Below are 17914 nucleotides of genomic sequence, written 5' to 3' on the forward strand. Positions count from 1 at the left end.
GTTCCTCCTTATCAATTACAGGTCAAGGTTTTCAACAAACTTCGCGTTCTGCTCGATGAAGTCCCGCCGCGGACCAACCTTAGTTCCCATCAGCATTGGGAAAATCTTGTTAGCCTGCTCAGCGTCGTCGAGTTGAACCCGGAGTAAGTGCCGGTTTTCTGGATCCATCGTGGTTTCCCACAGCTGTTCCGCATCCATTTCACCCAGCCCCTTGTACCGTTGAATAACCGGCTTCGGGCTCGGTTGAAGTGAACTGACTACCTGCTCTAGTTCTTCATCTGACTCAATATATTTAACGAATTTACCCTGCCGAACTTGGTATAGCGGCGGCTGGGCAATGTAAACATAACCGTGGGTAATCATTGGCCGCATAAAGCGGTAAATCAGGGTCAAAAGCAAGGTCCGAATGTGGGCCCCGTCGACATCGGCATCGGTCATGATAATCAGCTTGTGGTAGTTGGCCTTAGTAATATCAAAGTCGTCACCAAAACCAGTCCCCAAAGCCGTAAAGAGCGACCGAATTTCATCATTGGCCAGGACCCGGTCAAGCGTGGCCTTTTCCACGTTTAAGATCTTTCCCCGGATTGGCAAAATCGCTTGGGTCAGCCGGGACCGCCCTTGCTTAGCTGAACCACCGGCAGAGTCCCCTTCGACGATAAATAATTCAGAAATATTAGGGTCCTTACTGGTATTATCGGCAAGTTTCCCCGGTAGGTTGGAAATCTCAAGCCCACTCTTCTTTCGCGTAACTTCACGGGCGCGCTTAGCAGCTACCCGGGCCTTAGATGCTAATTGTCCCTTTTCGATAATCTGCTTAGCTTCGTCTGGGTGTTCCAGTAAGAACCGGTTAAAGGTTGCCGCGAACACGTGGTCAGTCGCCGTCCGGGCATCCGAGTTACCAAGCTTGGTCTTGGTCTGTCCTTCAAACTGCGGGTCGGGGTGCTTAATCGAAACGACCGCGGTTAACCCTTCCCGCACATCATCCCCAGAAAGGGTTTCGTTGCTCTTTAACAGGCCCGCCTTGTGACCATAGTCATTGATTACCCGCGTCAGGGCCATCTTAAACCCGGTTTCGTGGGTCCCACCTTCGTAGGTATGAATGTTGTTCGTAAAGGTCAGCAGTTCGCTCCGGTAGGAATCGGTATACTGAAGTGAGACTTCAACGGTAATCCCATTTTCCTTCCCCTCGACATAAATCGGTGGTTCAAACAGGGTCGTCTTGTCTTCATTCAAGAAGTCAACGTAGTGGCGAATCCCACCTTCGTAGTGGAATTCCTGCCGCGATGGCTGTTCGTCCCGCTTATCTTCGATCGTAATCTTCAGGCCCTTGTTCAAGAAGGCCAGTTCCCGTAAGCGGTTCGTCAGGGTCTTAATGTTGTAAGTGGTCGTCTCCCGGAAGATCGCCGGATCCGGCTTAAAGTGGACAGTTGTCCCGTGTTGGTCTTCCGGAATGTTTTCGCCAATCACCTTCATAGCCGTCTTAACATGACCATGGTCAAAGTCCATGTAATAACGTTTGCCTTGCCGGGTAACCTTGACGTCCAACTCGGTGGAGAGGGCATTGACAACGGAAGCCCCCACACCGTGAAGACCACCGGAAACCTTATAACCGCCACCGCCGAACTTACCACCAGCGTGCAGAACGGTAAAGACAGTCTCTAAAGCCGGCTTACCAGTCTGTTCTTGGATATCAACTGGGATCCCCCGTCCATTATCGCGGACCGTAATACTGTTATCAGGATTAACTTCCACGTTAATCTCGTCACAGAAACCAGCCAGCGCTTCATCAATACCATTATCGACAATTTCCCATACCAGGTGGTGAAGTCCTTGAGCCGAGGTGGAGCCAATATACATCCCCGGACGCTTCCGCACGGCATCCAGTCCCTTTAAAACCTGGATCTGACTAGCATCATATTCGCTAGCCCGTTGTGCTTTCGTTTCTTTTTGTTCGTCGCTCACTTTGTTTCCTCCTTAGTCAAAGTCCCATTTTGGATATTAAAAATCGTCGGTTCGTTGATCAGCTGCCGGGCAACATCGCTGAGACTGGTCGTCGTCAAAAAGGTCTGGACCTTGTCTTGAATCGCCGTCAATAGGTGAGTTTGCCGGATCGTATCGAGTTCTGACAAAACATCATCCAGTAACAGTAGCGGGTATTCACCCGTCTGCTCTTTCATCAGGTCAATCTCTGCTAGCTTAACGGCGAGGGCGGTTGTTCGCTGCTGCCCCTGCGAACCGAAAGAATGCACATTCTTCCCATTTACTATGAAGCGCAGGTCATCACGGTGCGGACCAAACATGGTACTCCCCTGTTCGATTTCCCGTGGCTTATTCTCTTGGTAGATCTTTAATAGTTGCTGGTAAGCAGCATCGACCGTCGTCTCATCCGTCACTTTTAGCTGGGTGGCGTAAACCAGGTGTAGCTTTTCTGCCTTCAATGAGATCTGGTAGTGCAGAGTTGCTGCCCACTTCTCTAACTGCTTTAAAAAGCGGTACCGGGCCACCACTACTTCTGCACCGTACGCCGCCAACTGGTCAGATAAAACATCCAGCAAGACCTGGTCATGCTGTTGTCCATACTTTAGCTGCTTCAGGTATTTATTCCGCTGCCGGAGTAAGGAACGGTACTGACTTGCATCATAGAGGTACTTACTACTCATCTGACTAAATTCCATATCCATAAACCGCCGTCGGATCGCCGGGGCCCCCTTCACCAGCGAGAGGTCCTCTGGAGCGAATAAAATCGCATTTAGTTGCCCAATGTACGAAGAAAGACGGGCCTGCTCGAGGTGGTTAACCTTGGCCCGTTTTCCCGCTTTTGTAAATTGTAATTCTAGTGGTACCTTACCAGTCGCCTTTTGAACGACCCCGCTGATCGTCGCTGTGTCTTCTTGCCAGTTAATCAGTTCCCGATCATTGGTGGTCCGGTGACTCCGCGTTAACGAGAGTGTGTAGATGGCCTCTAGCATATTGGTCTTACCCTGGGCATTATGACCAATTAAAACGTTCACTCCGGGTGCAAAGTGAACGGTCTGCTCTTCATAGTTACGAAAATGGTGTAAATGTAACTCCGTCAGAATCATTTCTGATCTACTTGCCTTCGATAACTAGTTTCTGGGAATCGGGTAGGGTTACTTCATCGGCCGGATAAAGTTTACGGCCGCGCCGGTTATCTGGTTCACCATTAACTAAGACGGTATTTTCTTTTAAGTACCACTTAGCAGCGCCACCCGTTGGAATGATAGCCTCTTCCTTTAGCAACTGACCGAGGGTGATAAACGGCCGGTCAATTATTACTTTTTTCGTTTCCACTTCTATTTCACCTACTTTACTCTATCTATTATATCACAAGCACAAGCTAATTTCCGTTGTTAGCCCCTCTCAGCCGGTCTAACTTTCTGAAGCCGTTTTTATCAAAATAGGCAAAAAACGGCCTATTGACCAAATAAGTTCATTTCATCCGAATTCAAGAAAAGAAAAAGCACTCAACCACGAAATGTGGTGGGTGCTTTTTCACAAGTTAATTTGACCGTGACTTTAGAAAGTTCGTACCGGCGTAATTAGGTGAACAAAGTTTTCAGTATCTTCAGTCGGAACCAGGGTAAACGGCCGTAATGGTGAAGTAAAGGAAATCTTAATCGTCGCCTGACCAAACGAACGCAGGGCATCCTTCATGTAGTTCGGGTTAAAGGAAATTTCCAGGTCCTGTCCGTCAAGGGCCGTCGTGGCCACTTCTTCTTGAACCGTCCCGATATCTGGCGAATCACTACTGATTTGTACCCGGTTAGAAGCAGGTTGCAGGGTTAGCTTAACAACGTCATTACGACTTTCGTGGGAAAGCAACGAGGCCCGCTCAATTGAAGCCAGGAAGTTGCCGGCCTCTAATTCCACCGTCGTATCGGCCGTCGTTGGAATCAGTTGACTGGTTTCCGGATAATTCCCTTCTAGTAGCCGGGAATAGAAGTGGGTATTACCAAAGATAAAGAGAACCTGGTTCTCACTTACCTGCACCTTGACCTCTTCATCCGTGTCACTGATCATCCCTGATAGCTCGTCCAAGCTCTTACCCGGGATAATAATGTCAAAGCTGATCCCGGCGTCCACGTTTTCTAACGCTACCTTTCGCTGGGCAAGGCGGTGACTATCCGTGGCCACGGCCGTCAAAAGCCCATCCTTTAGGGTAAAGTGCACCCCGGCCAGGATCGGACGGCTTTCCTGTTTTGAAACAGCAATTACGGTTTGCCGAATGACTTCCTTTAAGACATCATTTGCCAAACTAATGGTGTTTTCAGTTTCAATTTCTGGTAGGTGGGGGAAGTTGCTGGCGTCTTGCCCGTTGATTTGGAACTTGGCCGTCCCGGACGTAATTTCAGCCTGGAAGCCGTTTGTAACTTCAATGGTTACTTGCTGATCAGGCAGTTTCTTAACAATTTCACTGAAGAACCGGGCAGGTAACACAATGGCACCTGGTTCTTTAACTTCTAGTCCGTAGTCCTCGTTGCTGGCATCAATAACACTTTCGATCGTAATGTCAGAGTTGCTACCAGTTAGGGTGATTTTGTCTTGGTCCACGACCATTTTTAATCCAGTTAGGATTGGAATGGTGGTTTTGGATGAAATTGCTCGTAAGACATTATTCAATTGACTAATAAATGCAGGTCGGTTGATTGTGAAATTCATGGAATGACACTCCTTTGTACGCTTATATATAAATATATTTTATAGTTTAAAATTAGTAGTCGTAGTAGGGGCTGTTAATCTTGTGGAAAACTAACTTGACCCTATGATATCATGCTTTTCCACCTGTTGATAACTTGTTGATAAGTCTGGGAATAAAGTCGTCACTTATCCACAGCTAATCGTTAAGTTGGTCTTTAAGCTTGTGAATATCTTGACGCAGCTTTTGGTCGTCCTTAAGTGAGGCCTCAATTTTATCAATCGCGTGGAGGACGGTGGTGTGGTCTTTACCCCCGAACTCCTTACCGATTTTCGGCAGTGAAAAGTCAGTTAACTCCCGGGTCAAATACATTGCGATTTGCCGGGGCATTACAATTTGCTTAACCCGCTTTTTACCAATAATATCGGTCTGGGTAATGTTGTAAAATGACGCCACCTGCTTTTGGATGTCCGCCACCGTAATTTGCCGTTTACTCGAGTGCCGAAAATCCTTTAAAGCCCGCGAAGCAAGGTGGGGGGTAATGATTTCGTTACTAAGGTCAGCGTAGGCTTGGACCTTGGTAAGGGCCCCCTCCAGTTCACGGACGTTGGTATCAATCTGACCGGCAATATAATTTAAAGTGTCATTACCAATATCAATATGGTCTTCTTCGACCTTACTTCGTAGGATCGCAATCCGGGTTTCGAGGTCGGGTGGCGTGATTTCAACGGGCATTCCCCACATAAAACGCGAAACCAACCGGTCCTGTAATTCCGGTATTTCACGCGGCATCCGGTCACTGGTCATTACGATCTGTTTTTGCTGATCATAGAGGGTGTTGAAGGTGTTGAAAAACTCAATTTGGGTACCTTCCTTGTCGGCCAGAAATTGGATATCGTCGATTAATAGTAGGTCGAGGTTCCGGTATTCTTCACGGAATTGTTCGGTTGTCCGCTTTTGAATAGAATTAATGAAGTCGTTCGTAAATTCTTCACTGGTGACGTACTTTACCCGGGCATTCTTGTTAATTTTTAACATGTAGTTCCCGATCGCTTCCATTAAGTGCGTCTTACCGAGTCCCACTCCACCATAGATAAAGAGGGGGTTCATGTAACCCGGTCGTTCGGCAGCGTTAAGGGCTGCGGCATGGGCAATCTTATTACCATCACCGACCACAAAGGTTTCGAAATTGTAGTAGGGGTTTAATGGAATATTGGCAGCGGGGGTTGAAGAAACAGTTGGGGTTGGCGATTGGTTTTCTCCCGCGAGAACATAAATAGGCTCAATTGAGCGGCCCAGTTCACGCTGAACATACTCTTTGAGCTTTTCCGTTAGATTCTTATTCCAGAAATCGCGATGCATTGGCGTCGGTAATTCAATTTCTAGACGGGTTTGCGAGAGAGAAATCGGTTTTGCCGGAGCAATAAAATTGTCAAAAGTCACCTGGCCGGTGTATTGACGAAAAGAATTTTGGATCGCTTCCCACAGAGAATCGAGCTCAGTCAAAATAATTCCTCCTAGGTATACTAAATATATAAGTCCAACCGGTATTTTATCATTGTCTAAAATAGTTTTCCACAGGCTAGTGGATAAAGCTAAAAAATTTACACAACTCTGTGTGTAAATCGTTTAGCAGACTGGGGAAATGGTGGATAAGAAGCGATTGAAAATGATAATTAACAAGTGCCTGTGGATAAGTCAGCCCGATTAGCACGGGCTTTAGCAAAGTTTTGCACAAGTTATCCCACCCTGTGGATAACTTTAATCACAGACTGTGAATATGGGGATGGCACGGGTAAAAGGCTGTGCAAAAGGTCAGCCGGTAGTGGGAATTTACACACCGCTGTGGATTGTTTCGCACTTTCTGTGGATAACTAAAAAGTTTAAATATTTTTTTGCCATTTAATAATTGGCAAAAGTATGTTATACTTCCAAAGTATGTTTGAAGAAAGAAAAGAAACAAACCATCGATAATCGAGGAGGTGCAAACGCATGAAGCGCACGTTTCAACCAAAGAAGCGTCACCGTGCACGTGTCCATGGCTTCCGTAAGCGCATGAGCACCAGTAACGGCCGTAAGGTATTAGCACGTCGGCGTCAAAAGGGCAGAAAAGTATTATCTGCATAACCACGGCCACTGTTACAGTGGCTTTTTTTATTGTAGAGGGCGGGCAAGCAATTCAGCGAGCAACGATCGTTGGCGTTGTTGTTTGCCGCCCCTTTTTTTCATATCTAATGAATAAGGCTGGAGATTAGACATCATGAGAAAGTCATACCGAGTAAAAAAGGAAAGTGAATTTCAGCGGGTCTTTGAAACCCACAATTCCGTCGCTAACCATAAGTTCATTATTTACCAGATGGAAAAACCAGGTCAGAAACACTTTCGGGTCGGAATTTCCGTTGGTAAAAAGATTGGTAATGCGGTTCACCGCAACTGGGTGAAGCGGCGGGTCAGGCAAACGCTCTTGGAAGTTAAGCCCCAATTACGGTCGGATGTTGATTTTCTAGTGATTGCCCGCCCGGCTGCTGATGGCCTTGAGATGGCAGAGACAAAGAAAAACTTGGTCCATGCTTTAAAATTGGCCAAGTTAATTAAGTAAAAAGTGAGGAACAATAGCGTGAAAAAGAAGAAAAAAGCCCTTAGTTTAGCGGCAATCGCCAGCCTGACGATGCTGCTGGCCGCTTGTTCTAATAAACCGGTTAATAGTCATAGCACCGGTTTGTGGGACCACTACATTGTTTATAACTTTTCGCAGTTTATTATCTGGCTTTCTAACCATACTGGTGGCTACGGGATGGGGATCATTATCTTTACGATCATCATCCGGGTATTGTTGCTACCGCTGATGTTTTACCAGACTAGATCTATGATGCGGATGCAGGAAGTGGCACCACAGTTAAAGGCCATCCAGCAGAAGTACTCATCACGGGACCGGGATTCCATGATGAAGATGCAGGAAGAAACCCAAAAGATTTACCGGGAAGCTGGTGTGCACCCAATGGCATCGATGCTGCCGTTGGTTATCCAGTTACCAATCATGTGGGCCCTGTATCAGGCAATCTGGCGGACACCGGAATTGCGGCACGGGACCTTCCTGTGGCTGCAACTAGGGCATACCGACCCGTACTACGTAATGCCAATTTTGGCGGCCGTCTTTACCTTTATTAGTTCATGGCTGTCAATGGCGTCAATGCCGGAAAGAAACAGCATGACGACGGTGATGACATGGTTTATGCCGATCATGGTCTTCTTCATGGCATTAGGTTTTTCATCAGCAATTACCCTTTACTGGGTTGTATCAAACGCCTTCCAGGTTGTTCAAACCCTCTTAATCCAGAATCCATTTAAGATTCGGCGCGAACGGGAAGAAAAGCAACGGGCCGAAAAAGCACGGAAACGTAAGCTGGCCAAGGCCAAGCGTCGTGCTTACCAAAGTCGGCGGAAGTAGTTAAATAAAAGCAAATCGGGCTCAAGTATTCAGATTTATCCGAATACTTGAGCCCGATTGTTTTAACTTCTTTTGTTCACCAAATACCGTGAAAGGTATTTTTACTGGCGACTGGCGGCCCGGTTAATCAGGTCGGCGAAGAGCTTTTGTGAGTATTGATAGTGTTTAAACATGTTTTCGGGGTGCCACTGGACAGCGAGGATTTGGTCGTTAGCTATAGATTCCACCGCCTCGGGAACCTGATCATCCGCCACCGCGGTAACCACAAGCCCTGGAGCGATCTTGTAGAGGGCCTGGTGGTGGCGGGAATTAACGTAGGGGCGGCGGCCAACTAGCTTAAAGAGCCGGCTGTCTTTTTTTACGGTAACGTGGTGCGACGGCAGGTTACCGGGCGCCGCTTGGTTATGTTTGAGCGTTTGGCGCGGATCTTCGGAAAGATCCTGGTAGACCGACCCGCCGAGGCCGATGTTGATAAGCTGCATCCCCCGGCAGATCCCCATTACTGCCTTATTAGCCGCGAGGGCCTTTTTTAGTAGGCTAATTTCAAAGAGGTCCCGTTTAAGATAGGTGGCACCAAGTCGTTGGTGGGGTTCTTCATGGAAGAAGGTTGGGTCAACATCTGCGCCCCCGGCGAAGATGACGCCGTCAAAAAGGTCCAGGTAGTCGGCAGTAAGCTCATCATCGACACTGGGTAAGATGACCGGGAGACCGCCCGATTTAACGACTGCTTCAATTAACGGCCGTGGGGCAAATGCTGCATTACGTTTATTGATAATATTGGTTGCTTCGGTTAGGGTATCAGCGGGAATCGCAATTCGTGGTCGCATGGGCATCCTCCTTTTTCTAATTAGAATTTAACAATTCTCATGGTCGATTACAAGAAATAAAGTAGGGAAGCCCGTAGTCTGTTGACCAGTTTGGACCTAATATTTACTAGTTATGCGCTGGCAGCCAGTGATAATTTGGGCGGCAATGGAAACTAATTTTCCGGAAAGTGGTATCCTGGAAAAGGAAAATTAGTTTCGGGAGGAAATACGACATGGTAGTTTATACGGGTAAGACAGTGCGAGAAGCGATTCAACTGGCTAGCCAGTCCCTACATAAACCGGAAAAGGAATTAAAGGTCGAAATAATTGATCAACCACGGCGGGGATTTTTAGGCATTGGTCGGCGCCCGGCTAAAATTGAAGCGACGGTTAAACCGCCAATCGTAAAACAGAACCAAACCACGGTCACCGCAACGACTAAGAAAACTACCCCCAAGGTTAAGCCGCATGACACGCAGGCACCGGTTGGTAAGGCAGTTGTCGTACCGACTAATGATGGTAAACGGGGCGGGGAAGAAGATCCAGCCGTAATCGCTGCCCGGCATGAGGCCAATGTTCGTCATACCCGGAATGCCGGTCAGCAGCTAACGGTCTACCTTAAAAAGATTTTCCACGAGTTGGGAATCAAGACCAATCCAGAAATTACCAAAGTAGAAGCCCACGCCATTGCAATTGATATTAAGACCCCTAATTCTGGGCGGGTTATCGGTCACCATGGTCAACGGATTAACGCCCTAGAACAGGTTAGCGCAGCCTTTATGAACTACCATGGTGCGCCGAAAACCCGGGTAATTTTGGATACGTCTAACTATCGTCAACGGCGGCGGCAGGCCCTGCATGAAATTGCCGAGCGGTCCGTTACGGAAGTTGTTGCGAGTGGGCAGGCGGTTTACCTGGACCCCATGCCGGCTCGGGAACGGAAGCAACTGCACCAGGAACTGGAAGGTAATAGCCATGTGCGGACCTATTCCCACGGCCGGGAACCCTACCGGAGTGTCGTAATTGCACCGCGTGATTAGTTAATGATTGACTTTTGGCGGTGAAGAATTTAGAATATGGGCGATTACAAAAATTGAGTTGTTAAAGTAGTGAAAGTGCTTTGACCATGTTTGCAGATGCTGACGTGGACTAGCACTTTTTTTATTGAAAGGAGCATTGAAGAGTGGCAAATAGCGAAAATGACACCATTGCGGCAATCTCAACTCCGGTTGGCGAAGGGGGAATTTCGATTATCCGGGTCAGTGGTGAAGACGCACTGCCGGTAGTAGAAAAAATTTACAAGGGCAAAGATTTGGAAAAAGTCGCCAGTCACACGATTAACTACGGCCACATCATTGACCCTGAAACTAATGAGGAAGTCGATGAGGTGATGGTTTCGGTGATGCGGGCCCCGCATACTTATACCTGTGAAGACGTCGTCGAGATCAACTGTCACGGGGGGCTGTTGGCAACTAACCGGATCCTCCAGCTGGTGTTAAGCTACGGTGCCCGGATGGCCGAGCCGGGTGAGTTTACCAAACGGGCCTTTCTTAATGGTCGAATTGACCTGTCACAATCCGAAGCGGTAATGGACCTGATTAGGGCGAAGACGGATAAGTCGATGAAGGTGGCGTTAAACCAGCTGGATGGGGATCTGTCACGGTTAATCCGGCGCCTGCGTAAGGATATTTTGGATGTCCTGGCCCAGGTTGAGGTTAACATTGACTATCCCGAATACGACGCGGTCGAAGAAATGACTACTAAGATGCTTAAGGAAAAGGCCATCGATATTCAACAACGAATTCAGTCCCTATTAAAGACCGCTAAGCAAGGAAAAGTATTAAGAGAAGGCCTGGCAACGGCCATCATCGGGCGGCCAAATGTTGGTAAGTCGAGCTTGCTAAACTCACTACTTCATGAGGATAAGGCGATCGTTACCGACGTAGCCGGCACGACCCGGGACGTCATTGAAGAGTACGTGAACGTCAACGGAGTACCATTAAAGTTAATCGATACGGCGGGGATTCGTGATACCGACGATACCGTCGAAAAGATTGGGGTCGAGCGGAGTAAAAAGGCGTTGGATGCAGCGGATTTGATCCTCTTGTTGATTGATAGTTCCGCTCCACTGACGGCTGAGGACCGGGAATTACTGGATGCCACTAAGGGTAAGCAGCGGATCGTAATTTTAAACAAGACCGACCTGCCGACTAAGGTCGACCTAGAGGAACTCAAGCAGCTAGTCGGTGCAGATGCGCTGATTAAAACCTCAATCGTTAAGCACGAGGGGATGGACCAGCTGGGCGACCGGATTAACACCATGTTCTTTGACGAAGGAATCGAAAGTAGTCAAAACAACGTCATGGTCACTAACGCCCGCCACATCGGTCTGCTCCACCGGGCGAATGACGCCCTCTCTGATGTTTTAAAGGGGATCAACGATGGGATGCCAGTTGACCTGGTCCAGATCGATATGACCCGTTGTTGGGACCTCCTTGGTGAAATTACCGGTGACTCATACCAAGATGAGTTGCTAGACCAGCTCTTTAGTCAATTCTGTTTAGGAAAGTAGGGAAAAACGTGAAGTCAAGTGAATCATTAAAAACATCAACCGCCGTCGACTACGAGGGCGGCGACTACGACGTCATCGTCGTTGGTGCCGGGCATGCCGGTAGTGAAGCGGCACTGGCCGCGGCCCGGATGGGAAATAAGACACTCTTGGTCACGATCAGCCTGGAAATGGTAGCCTTTATGCCATGTAACCCGTCCGTGGGGGGACCGGCCAAGGGAATTGTTGTCCGGGAAATTGACGCCCTTGGTGGCGAAATGGGTCACAACATCGATAAGACCTATATTCAAATGCGGATGCTTAACACCGGTAAGGGTCCAGCGGTTCGAGCATTGCGGGCCCAGGCCGATAAGCATGCTTACCACCGGCAAATGAAGCTGACGATGGAACGGGAACCAAACCTCACCCTTCGTCAGGCAACGGTTGACCGGTTGATCGTTGAAGATGGCGTCTGCAAGGGGGTCGTTACCAACACCGGTGCCCGTTACCATGCTAAGGCAGTGGTGCTGACGGTCGGGACCGCGGCCCGGGGTAAGATTATCATCGGTGAATTACAGTACCAATCTGGCCCTAATAACTCCAAGTCGGCGGTTAAACTGTCGGAGAACTTGGAGGACCTTGGCTTTGACTTGGAACGGTTTAAGACCGGGACGCCACCGCGGGTTAACGGGAACACAATTAACTTTGATGAAACGGAAGAACAACCTGGGGATGAGGCACCGCACCACTTTAGCTTTGATACCCCGGACAGCCAATATATTTCAGTGACCGACCAGTTGGCCTGCTGGTTAACTTACACTAACCAGACCACCCATGGGATTATCCGGGCCAACCTAAACCGGGCCCCGATGTTTTCCGGGGTAATTAAGGGGGTTGGTCCACGTTACTGCCCATCAATCGAAGATAAGATCGTTCGGTTTGCTGACAAGCCGCGGCACCAGGTCTTTTTGGAACCAGAAGGGCGTGACACCGACGAATACTACCTCGATGGGGTGTCAACTTCCATGCCAGAGGAAGTTCAGCAAAAGATTGTTCACTCCATTAAGGGGCTGGAAAATGCTTCGTTAATGCGGCCAGGATACGCAATTGAATACGATGTGGTGGCTCCTTACCAACTGCACCCGACGTTGGAAACCAAGCTGGTCAAGAACCTCTACACCGCTGGCCAGACAAATGGTAGTTCTGGTTACGAAGAGGCCGCCGGTCAAGGCCTAATTGCCGGGATTAATGCCGGCCTGCGTGCCCAGGGTAAGGGTCCGTTCGTCTTAGGGCGGTCCGATGCCTACATTGGGGTAATGATTGATGACCTGGTTACTAAGGGCACTAAGGAACCCTACCGTCTGTTGACCAGTCGGGCAGAATACCGGCTGATCCTCCGCCACGATAATGCTGACTTCCGGTTGATGGAAAAGGGGCACGCGGTCGGCCTGGTAAGCGATGAACGCCTGGCCAAGATGGAAAATAAGAAGCACCAGGTAGCGACGGAAATTGCCCGCCTAAAGGCAATCAAGTTTAAGCCTAGTGACCAAGAGATCAATGACTTCATTGAAGCGCATGGCGACAACCGCCTGAAGGACGCCGTTACCGCTGCCGACCTTATCAAGCGGCCTTACGTTGACTACCAGACATTATTACAATTTATTCCAGCACCGGCCGAAAAACTCGACCGGCACGTGGTGGAACAGGTGGAAATCCAACTTAAGTACGCTGGTTACATCAAGAAGGAAGAGCAAAAGGTTGAACGGATGAAGCGGATGGAAGCTAAGCGGATTCCGGACGATATCGACTACGAGGATATTGATGGCCTGGCCACAGAAGGACGGCAAAAGCTGGAAAAGATTCGGCCAGAAACACTCGCCCAGGCCTCCCGTATTTCCGGGGTTAACCCGGCGGACCTGGCAATCTTAAGTGTTTACATCCGTCAAGGTAAGTTCTCGAAGAAGGACCACCAAAAATAATTACCCGGGAAATAAGTTATGGCGGATTCACAGTGGACCTAGTCATAACTTTATTTTTAAATTTCTACTTAAGGAGTGACCGATCCTTAGTGAAAACGGTCGGGATATGTTATAATTTAGGTTCGAGTTTTATTATCCGGTTTAAAAATCTAGGGAAAGAAGAGGAACTTTGTAATGTGTGGAATTGTTGCGTTTGTTGATAACGAAAAACCACAATTAAAAGATACTTTAATCAAAAAAATGAAGGATCGAATTATTCACCGGGGCCCCGATGCGGAAGGGCAGTACGTGGATGACGACGTTGCCCTTGGTTTCCGGCGGCTCAGCTTCATTGATGTGAAGTCTGGTAACCAGCCGATCTTTAACGAAGACCAATCAAAGATCATTGAATTTAATGGTGAAATTTACAACTTTGAAGAGCTCCGGGCGGAGCTAATTGAAAAGGGCCACACCTTCACGACCCATGCCGATACGGAAGTTATCCTGCACGGTTATGAAGAATGGGGTAAAGAGATTCTACAAAAGTTACGGGGAATGTTTGCCTTTATCATTTGGGATACCAAGAAGAAGGAAATGTTCGGTGCCCGGGATCATTTTGGCATTAAGCCTCTTTACTATGCCCACATGAACGGGACCTTTTTTGTGGGGTCTGAAATTAAGTCCTTCCTGGACCACCCGAGTTTTGAAATGGAGCTCAATAAGCGGGCCTTGAAGTCTTACATGACCTTCCAGTATAACGTCACCCAAGAGACCTTCTTTAAGGGAGTTTACCGTCTCCCAGAGGCCCACTACTTCACTTATAAGGATGGTCAATTTGAAATGCACCAGTACTGGGACGAAGACTTTGAACCTGAAAAGGAAACCTTCGACCAGGCCGTTGATAAAATTGACGATGTGGTCAAGAACTCAGTTAAGGCCCACGCCTTTGCGGATAAGGGGATCAAGGTTGGTTCCTTCCTCTCTGCCGGGGTGGACTCCAGTCTGGTTACCGCGCTTTTGCGGCCAGATAACACCTTCTCAATTGGGTTTGACAGTGGCTACGACGAAACGAAGCAGGCACGGGAACTGGCAGCTAAATTAGACCTTAAGAATACCGACAAGCTGTTAACGGATGAAGAAGCGTTTAAGACCTTCCCGTTGATTCAATACTACTTAGATGAACCTGATTCCAACCCATCCGTAGTACCGCTGTATTTCTTAAACAAGCTGGCCAAGGATAATGGCTACAAGGCCCTCCTGTCGGGTGAAGGGGCGGATGAATTATTCGCCGGTTACACGGCATACGGCTTTAACACTAAGGTTAAGTTTATTCGGTGGGTAACCGACCAGTTGAAGAAGTTGCCAAAGGAAAAGCGGTACCGGCTTGGTGAGTGGCTAGAAGGTAAGCAATTCCACGGTTCTGAGCACTTATACCGGAACCTGGCACCAGCGCGGGATACCTTTATCGGCCAGGCCTACATCTTTAGTCCGGCTGAGGCAAATGAATATCTGAAGCCGGAATACCAAGACGGCCCATCGATTACGGACCTACTCAAGCCACTATATGACAAGTGTGACGAAAAGAAGGACATGAACGAGGTCGCAAAGAAGCAATACGTGGACTTACACCGCTTCATGCCTGGTGATATTTGTCTAAAGGCCGATAAGATGAGTATGGCAAACTCAGTTGAAATTCGGGTACCACTCTTGGATAAGAAGGTTATGGAAGTTGCCGAAAAGACACCGACGGACTACCTCTTTAACTACAAGGGAACAAAGTGGGCATTCCGGATGGCGGCTAACCGGCACCTACCAGAAGAATGGGCAACCCGGCCAAAGCTTGGTTTCCCAACCCCAGTTCGGGAATGGCTACATGAAAAGAAGTACTACGAAGTTGTGCGGAAGATGTTTGAACAAGACTTCGTCAAGGAATTCTTCGACCAAGAAAAGCTATTGAAGCTGGCGGATGATAACTTTGCCGGTAAGATCGATGGTCGGCGGAAGATCTGGACGGTTTACACCTTCTTAACTTGGTACAAGCTGTACTTCATTGATAACTTTAAACCTGATGAATCAGGAATTGATAAGGCCCGGGCAACGACCGAGGCATAGTCACAAGTAAGCGGAGGCTCCAGTGTACGGCGATGGCCGACACCGGGGCCTTTTTTGCTTCGTGTATTCACATTTATAATAAAAAATGAAATAATAGAGTTTTAAGAGAGAAAATCAAGAGGGGTCAATAACATATGGAATTGCATGTTACGCCTGCACTAACGTTATTGCGCGAGCATCATTTATTGGATCATACCAAGAACTTAACTGATTTTACTGCTAGCAACGTGTCTTACGATTCACGGAAGGTAACGCCAGGAACGTTGTTCTTCTGCAAGGGGAACTTCTTACCGAAGTACCTAGCCATGGCGAAGGAGAAGGGCGCCGTCGCGTATGTTGCTGAACAAGAATACGCAACCGGTGGCGACCTGCCCGCAATTATTGTAAATAACGAACAAAAGGCGATGGCCCTCCTTGGTGCCGCCTTTTACGGCTTCCCTCAAAATGACTTACAGATTATTGCCATTACGGGGACCAAAGGAAAAACAACGACGGCCTACTTTGCGGATCATATCTTGAGCCAGACGACGGACAAGCACGTCGCTCTTTTCTCAACCCTGGACCGGGTTTTAGGTAACCAGCCGGGGGACCGGTTTAAATCAGATTTGACCACGCCAGAGTCGTTGGACCTCTTCCACGATATGCGGGTGGCGGTTAATAATGGGATGACCCACCTGGTAATGGAGGTCTCCTCACAGGCCTACAAGAAGTTCCGGACCTTTGGGCTCCACTTTAATGTCGGTGTCTTTTTAAACATTTCACCTGACCATATCGGGCGCAACGAGCACCCCACCTTTGCGGACTACCTTCACTGTAAGGAACAGCTGCTGGTAAACTCGCAAACCTGTGTAATCAATGCGGAAACGGCCCACTTTACTGATGTTTACTATGCGGCGAAGGCAACCACCCAACCGGAAAACATCTATCTCTTTGCCCGCCACGGGGCCAAGTTGGACCTGCCAGAGGGGGTGTCCGTTGATTTTGAGTACCGTAATGACCTGGAAGATCTTCACGAAAGCGAATTTGAGCTAACCGCTTGTTCAACTAAGGCTACGCAGTTACAGTTAAACCAGCGTTACACGACCAGTGTACCTGGTGATTACAACGAGGGGAACGCCGTTGCAGCCATCATTGCAGCCGGCCTAGTAGGTGCCAGTGCGGCTGATGCCCTGACCACCCTCAACCACGTTCACATCAAGGGCCGGATGGAGATGCAGCGGACCAAGCAGCACGGGACAATTTACATTGACTATGCCCATAACTATGCGAGTCTCAAGCGGCTGCTGGCCTTTTTGAAGCGGCAAACCGATGCCGGTAAAGTAACGGTAGTACTGGGGGCCACCGGGGATAAGGGAATCTCCCGTCGCCAGGGCTTTGGTAAGGCCCTTTCGGAAGAGCATCCGGACCGGATTATCTTGACGACCGACGATCCCGGCTACGAGGATCCAATGGATATTGCCCGGGAAATAAACTCCCATATTGACCATGACCAGGTGGGGGAGGTCCAATACATCATGGACCGGCCGACCGCAATCAAAGCGGCAATTGACGCCAACCAAAATGGTGATATTGTAGTCTTAGCTGGTAAAGGGGAAGACCCCTATCAAAAGGTTAAGGGTGTTGATACTCCCTACGCTACCGATAGTAAAATCGCAGCGGATTACATCCAAAAAATTGAAAAGTAAGAGAGGCGCAGCATGAAAGCATTTCGAGAAACAATGAGTTGGATTGTTCCAATTGTCATTGGTTTGTTAATTGCACTACTGATTAAACAGTTTGTATTTCAGATTGTTCGGGTGGACGGTCCGTCGATGGAACCGAACCTGGTAAATAACGAGCGGGTTCTCTGTTTGAAAACAGCTAAGATTCACCGTGGTAGCGTTGTAGTCTTTAATGCCAATGGGGTTGACCCCCAGGTTGCCCAACGGACTAACTACGTTAAGCGGGTAATCGGGGTCCCTGGTGATACGGTAAAGTCTCAAAACGGTAACATCTACGTTAATGGTAAGAAGGTTAACCAAAGCTACATCAGCATGGACCAGCGGAAGGCCGGTACCGGGGACTGGACGCTGAAGAGCGTTTCTGTTCAAAATAGTTGGCTTAAGCATAGTGGAACGTCACGGGTACCGAAGGGTGAATACTTTGTCCTGGGGGATCACCGGAGCGTTTCAAATGATGGTCGTTACTGGGGCTTTGTACCGAAGGGAAAGATCGATGGGGTCGTCAAGGTTCCATCCTGGTCTGGAAACAAGACCACCCGACAAAATATTAATAAAGAGTGGCAACACTACTACGATAAGTAAATAAAAAAACTGGGAAATCTTCCCAGTTTTTTTATTGAATTTGGGCAAGAAGACACGACCTTTTAAGGACGTGATGAATTGC

General features: G+C 48.4%; 15 protein-coding genes. 9 read left to right on the forward strand and 6 right to left on the reverse strand.

Going from position 1 to position 17914, the window contains the following annotated elements; translation table 11 throughout:
* Positions 1-15: 15 nt before the first annotated feature.
* From gyrB to dnaA, 5 genes are all read right to left on the reverse strand, one after another.
* Positions 16-1962 (reverse strand): DNA topoisomerase (ATP-hydrolyzing) subunit B, encoded by a 1947-nt coding sequence (gene gyrB, locus ACI31H_RS05035; RefSeq protein ID WP_439770901.1) that lies wholly within the window; start codon positions 1960-1962, stop codon positions 16-18.
* Complete coding sequence (recF, locus tag ACI31H_RS05040; RefSeq protein WP_439770902.1) at positions 1959-3083, reverse strand: DNA replication/repair protein RecF; 1125 nt, start codon at positions 3081-3083, stop codon at positions 1959-1961. Before recF ends, gyrB begins: the two co-directional genes overlap by 4 nt.
* 7 nt (positions 3084-3090) lie before the next feature.
* Entirely contained in the window at positions 3091-3312 is a 222-nt protein-coding gene (gene yaaA / locus ACI31H_RS05045) for a S4 domain-containing protein YaaA (RefSeq protein WP_439770903.1), read from the reverse strand.
* A gap of 225 nt (positions 3313-3537) precedes the next feature.
* Positions 3538-4680, reverse strand: a complete 1143-nt coding sequence (gene dnaN / locus ACI31H_RS05050; RefSeq protein ID WP_439770904.1) for a DNA polymerase III subunit beta — start codon at positions 4678-4680, stop codon at positions 3538-3540.
* Between the two features lie 175 nt (positions 4681-4855).
* Complete coding sequence (dnaA, locus tag ACI31H_RS05055; protein WP_439770905.1) at positions 4856-6163, reverse strand: chromosomal replication initiator protein DnaA; 1308 nt, start codon at positions 6161-6163, stop codon at positions 4856-4858.
* Between the two features lie 486 nt (positions 6164-6649).
* On the opposite strand from dnaA, the gene rpmH reads away from it, so the two are divergent.
* The 3 genes from rpmH (at position 6650) to yidC (ending at position 8105) form a co-directional block, all read left to right on the forward strand.
* Positions 6650-6784, forward strand: a complete 135-nt coding sequence (gene rpmH, locus ACI31H_RS05060) for a 50S ribosomal protein L34 (RefSeq protein ID WP_003665227.1) — start codon at positions 6650-6652, stop codon at positions 6782-6784.
* 133 nt (positions 6785-6917) lie between these two features.
* The gene (gene rnpA / locus ACI31H_RS05065; protein ID WP_439770906.1) at positions 6918-7256 is read left to right on the forward strand and encodes a ribonuclease P protein component; all 339 of its coding nucleotides are present in this window, start codon (positions 6918-6920) and stop codon (positions 7254-7256) included.
* 69 nt (positions 7257-7325) lie between these two features.
* Positions 7326-8105 carry a membrane protein insertase YidC gene (yidC, locus tag ACI31H_RS05070; RefSeq protein ID WP_439770916.1) on the forward strand — a complete coding sequence of 260 codons (780 nt, stop codon included), beginning with the start codon at positions 7326-7328 and terminating at the stop codon, positions 8103-8105.
* A gap of 101 nt (positions 8106-8206) precedes the next feature.
* Here the strand turns inward: yidC and ACI31H_RS05075 are convergent, their stop codons facing one another.
* Positions 8207-8932, reverse strand: a complete 726-nt coding sequence (locus ACI31H_RS05075) for a gamma-glutamyl-gamma-aminobutyrate hydrolase family protein (RefSeq protein ID WP_439770907.1) — start codon at positions 8930-8932, stop codon at positions 8207-8209.
* A gap of 212 nt (positions 8933-9144) precedes the next feature.
* Between ACI31H_RS05075 and jag the strand changes: the two genes are divergently transcribed.
* From jag to lepB, 6 genes are all read left to right on the forward strand, one after another.
* Positions 9145-9951, forward strand: coding sequence for an RNA-binding cell elongation regulator Jag/EloR (gene jag, locus ACI31H_RS05080; protein ID WP_439770908.1), 807 nt, complete (start codon positions 9145-9147; stop codon positions 9949-9951).
* Between the two features lie 143 nt (positions 9952-10094).
* On the forward strand, positions 10095-11483 hold the full coding sequence (gene mnmE / locus ACI31H_RS05085; RefSeq protein ID WP_439770909.1) for a tRNA uridine-5-carboxymethylaminomethyl(34) synthesis GTPase MnmE: 1389 nt from the start codon (positions 10095-10097) through the stop codon (positions 11481-11483).
* 8 nt (positions 11484-11491) lie between these two features.
* Entirely contained in the window at positions 11492-13438 is a 1947-nt protein-coding gene (gene mnmG, locus ACI31H_RS05090; protein ID WP_439770910.1) for a tRNA uridine-5-carboxymethylaminomethyl(34) synthesis enzyme MnmG, read from the forward strand.
* 174 nt (positions 13439-13612) lie between these two features.
* Entirely contained in the window at positions 13613-15529 is a 1917-nt protein-coding gene (gene asnB / locus ACI31H_RS05095; RefSeq protein ID WP_439770911.1) for an asparagine synthase (glutamine-hydrolyzing), read from the forward strand.
* Positions 15530-15663: 134 nt separating this feature from the next.
* Positions 15664-17214, forward strand: a complete 1551-nt coding sequence (locus ACI31H_RS05100) for a UDP-N-acetylmuramoyl-L-alanyl-D-glutamate--2,6-diaminopimelate ligase (protein WP_439770912.1) — start codon at positions 15664-15666, stop codon at positions 17212-17214.
* A 12-nt stretch (positions 17215-17226) separates the two neighbouring features.
* The gene (gene lepB / locus ACI31H_RS05105) at positions 17227-17832 is read left to right on the forward strand and encodes a signal peptidase I (RefSeq protein WP_439770913.1); all 606 of its coding nucleotides are present in this window, start codon (positions 17227-17229) and stop codon (positions 17830-17832) included.
* Positions 17833-17914: the final 82 nt, after the last annotated feature.

It is taken from the genome of Limosilactobacillus sp., from assembly GCF_051873035.1.
Taxonomy (GTDB): Bacteria; Bacillota; Bacilli; order Lactobacillales; family Lactobacillaceae; genus Limosilactobacillus.

What these genes read in the sequence shown, in the direction of transcription:
- recF (WP_439770902.1), bottom strand. Translation starts at nt 3,083, where the DNA reads ATGATTCTGACGGAGTTACATTTACACCATTTTCGTAACTATGAAGAG.
- dnaN (WP_439770904.1), bottom strand. Translation starts at nt 4,680, where the DNA reads ATGAATTTCACAATCAACCGACCTGCATTTATTAGTCAATTGAATAAT.
- rpmH (WP_003665227.1), top strand. Translation starts at nt 6,650, where the DNA reads ATGAAGCGCACGTTTCAACCAAAGAAGCGTCACCGTGCACGTGTCCAT.
- rnpA (WP_439770906.1), top strand. Translation starts at nt 6,918, where the DNA reads ATGAGAAAGTCATACCGAGTAAAAAAGGAAAGTGAATTTCAGCGGGTC.
- yidC (WP_439770916.1), top strand. Translation starts at nt 7,326, where the DNA reads ATGCTGCTGGCCGCTTGTTCTAATAAACCGGTTAATAGTCATAGCACC.
- ACI31H_RS05075 (WP_439770907.1), bottom strand. Translation starts at nt 8,932, where the DNA reads ATGCGACCACGAATTGCGATTCCCGCTGATACCCTAACCGAAGCAACC.
- jag (WP_439770908.1), top strand. Translation starts at nt 9,145, where the DNA reads ATGGTAGTTTATACGGGTAAGACAGTGCGAGAAGCGATTCAACTGGCT.
- asnB (WP_439770911.1), top strand. Translation starts at nt 13,613, where the DNA reads ATGTGTGGAATTGTTGCGTTTGTTGATAACGAAAAACCACAATTAAAA.
- ACI31H_RS05100 (WP_439770912.1), top strand. Translation starts at nt 15,664, where the DNA reads ATGGAATTGCATGTTACGCCTGCACTAACGTTATTGCGCGAGCATCAT.
- lepB (WP_439770913.1), top strand. Translation starts at nt 17,227, where the DNA reads ATGAAAGCATTTCGAGAAACAATGAGTTGGATTGTTCCAATTGTCATT.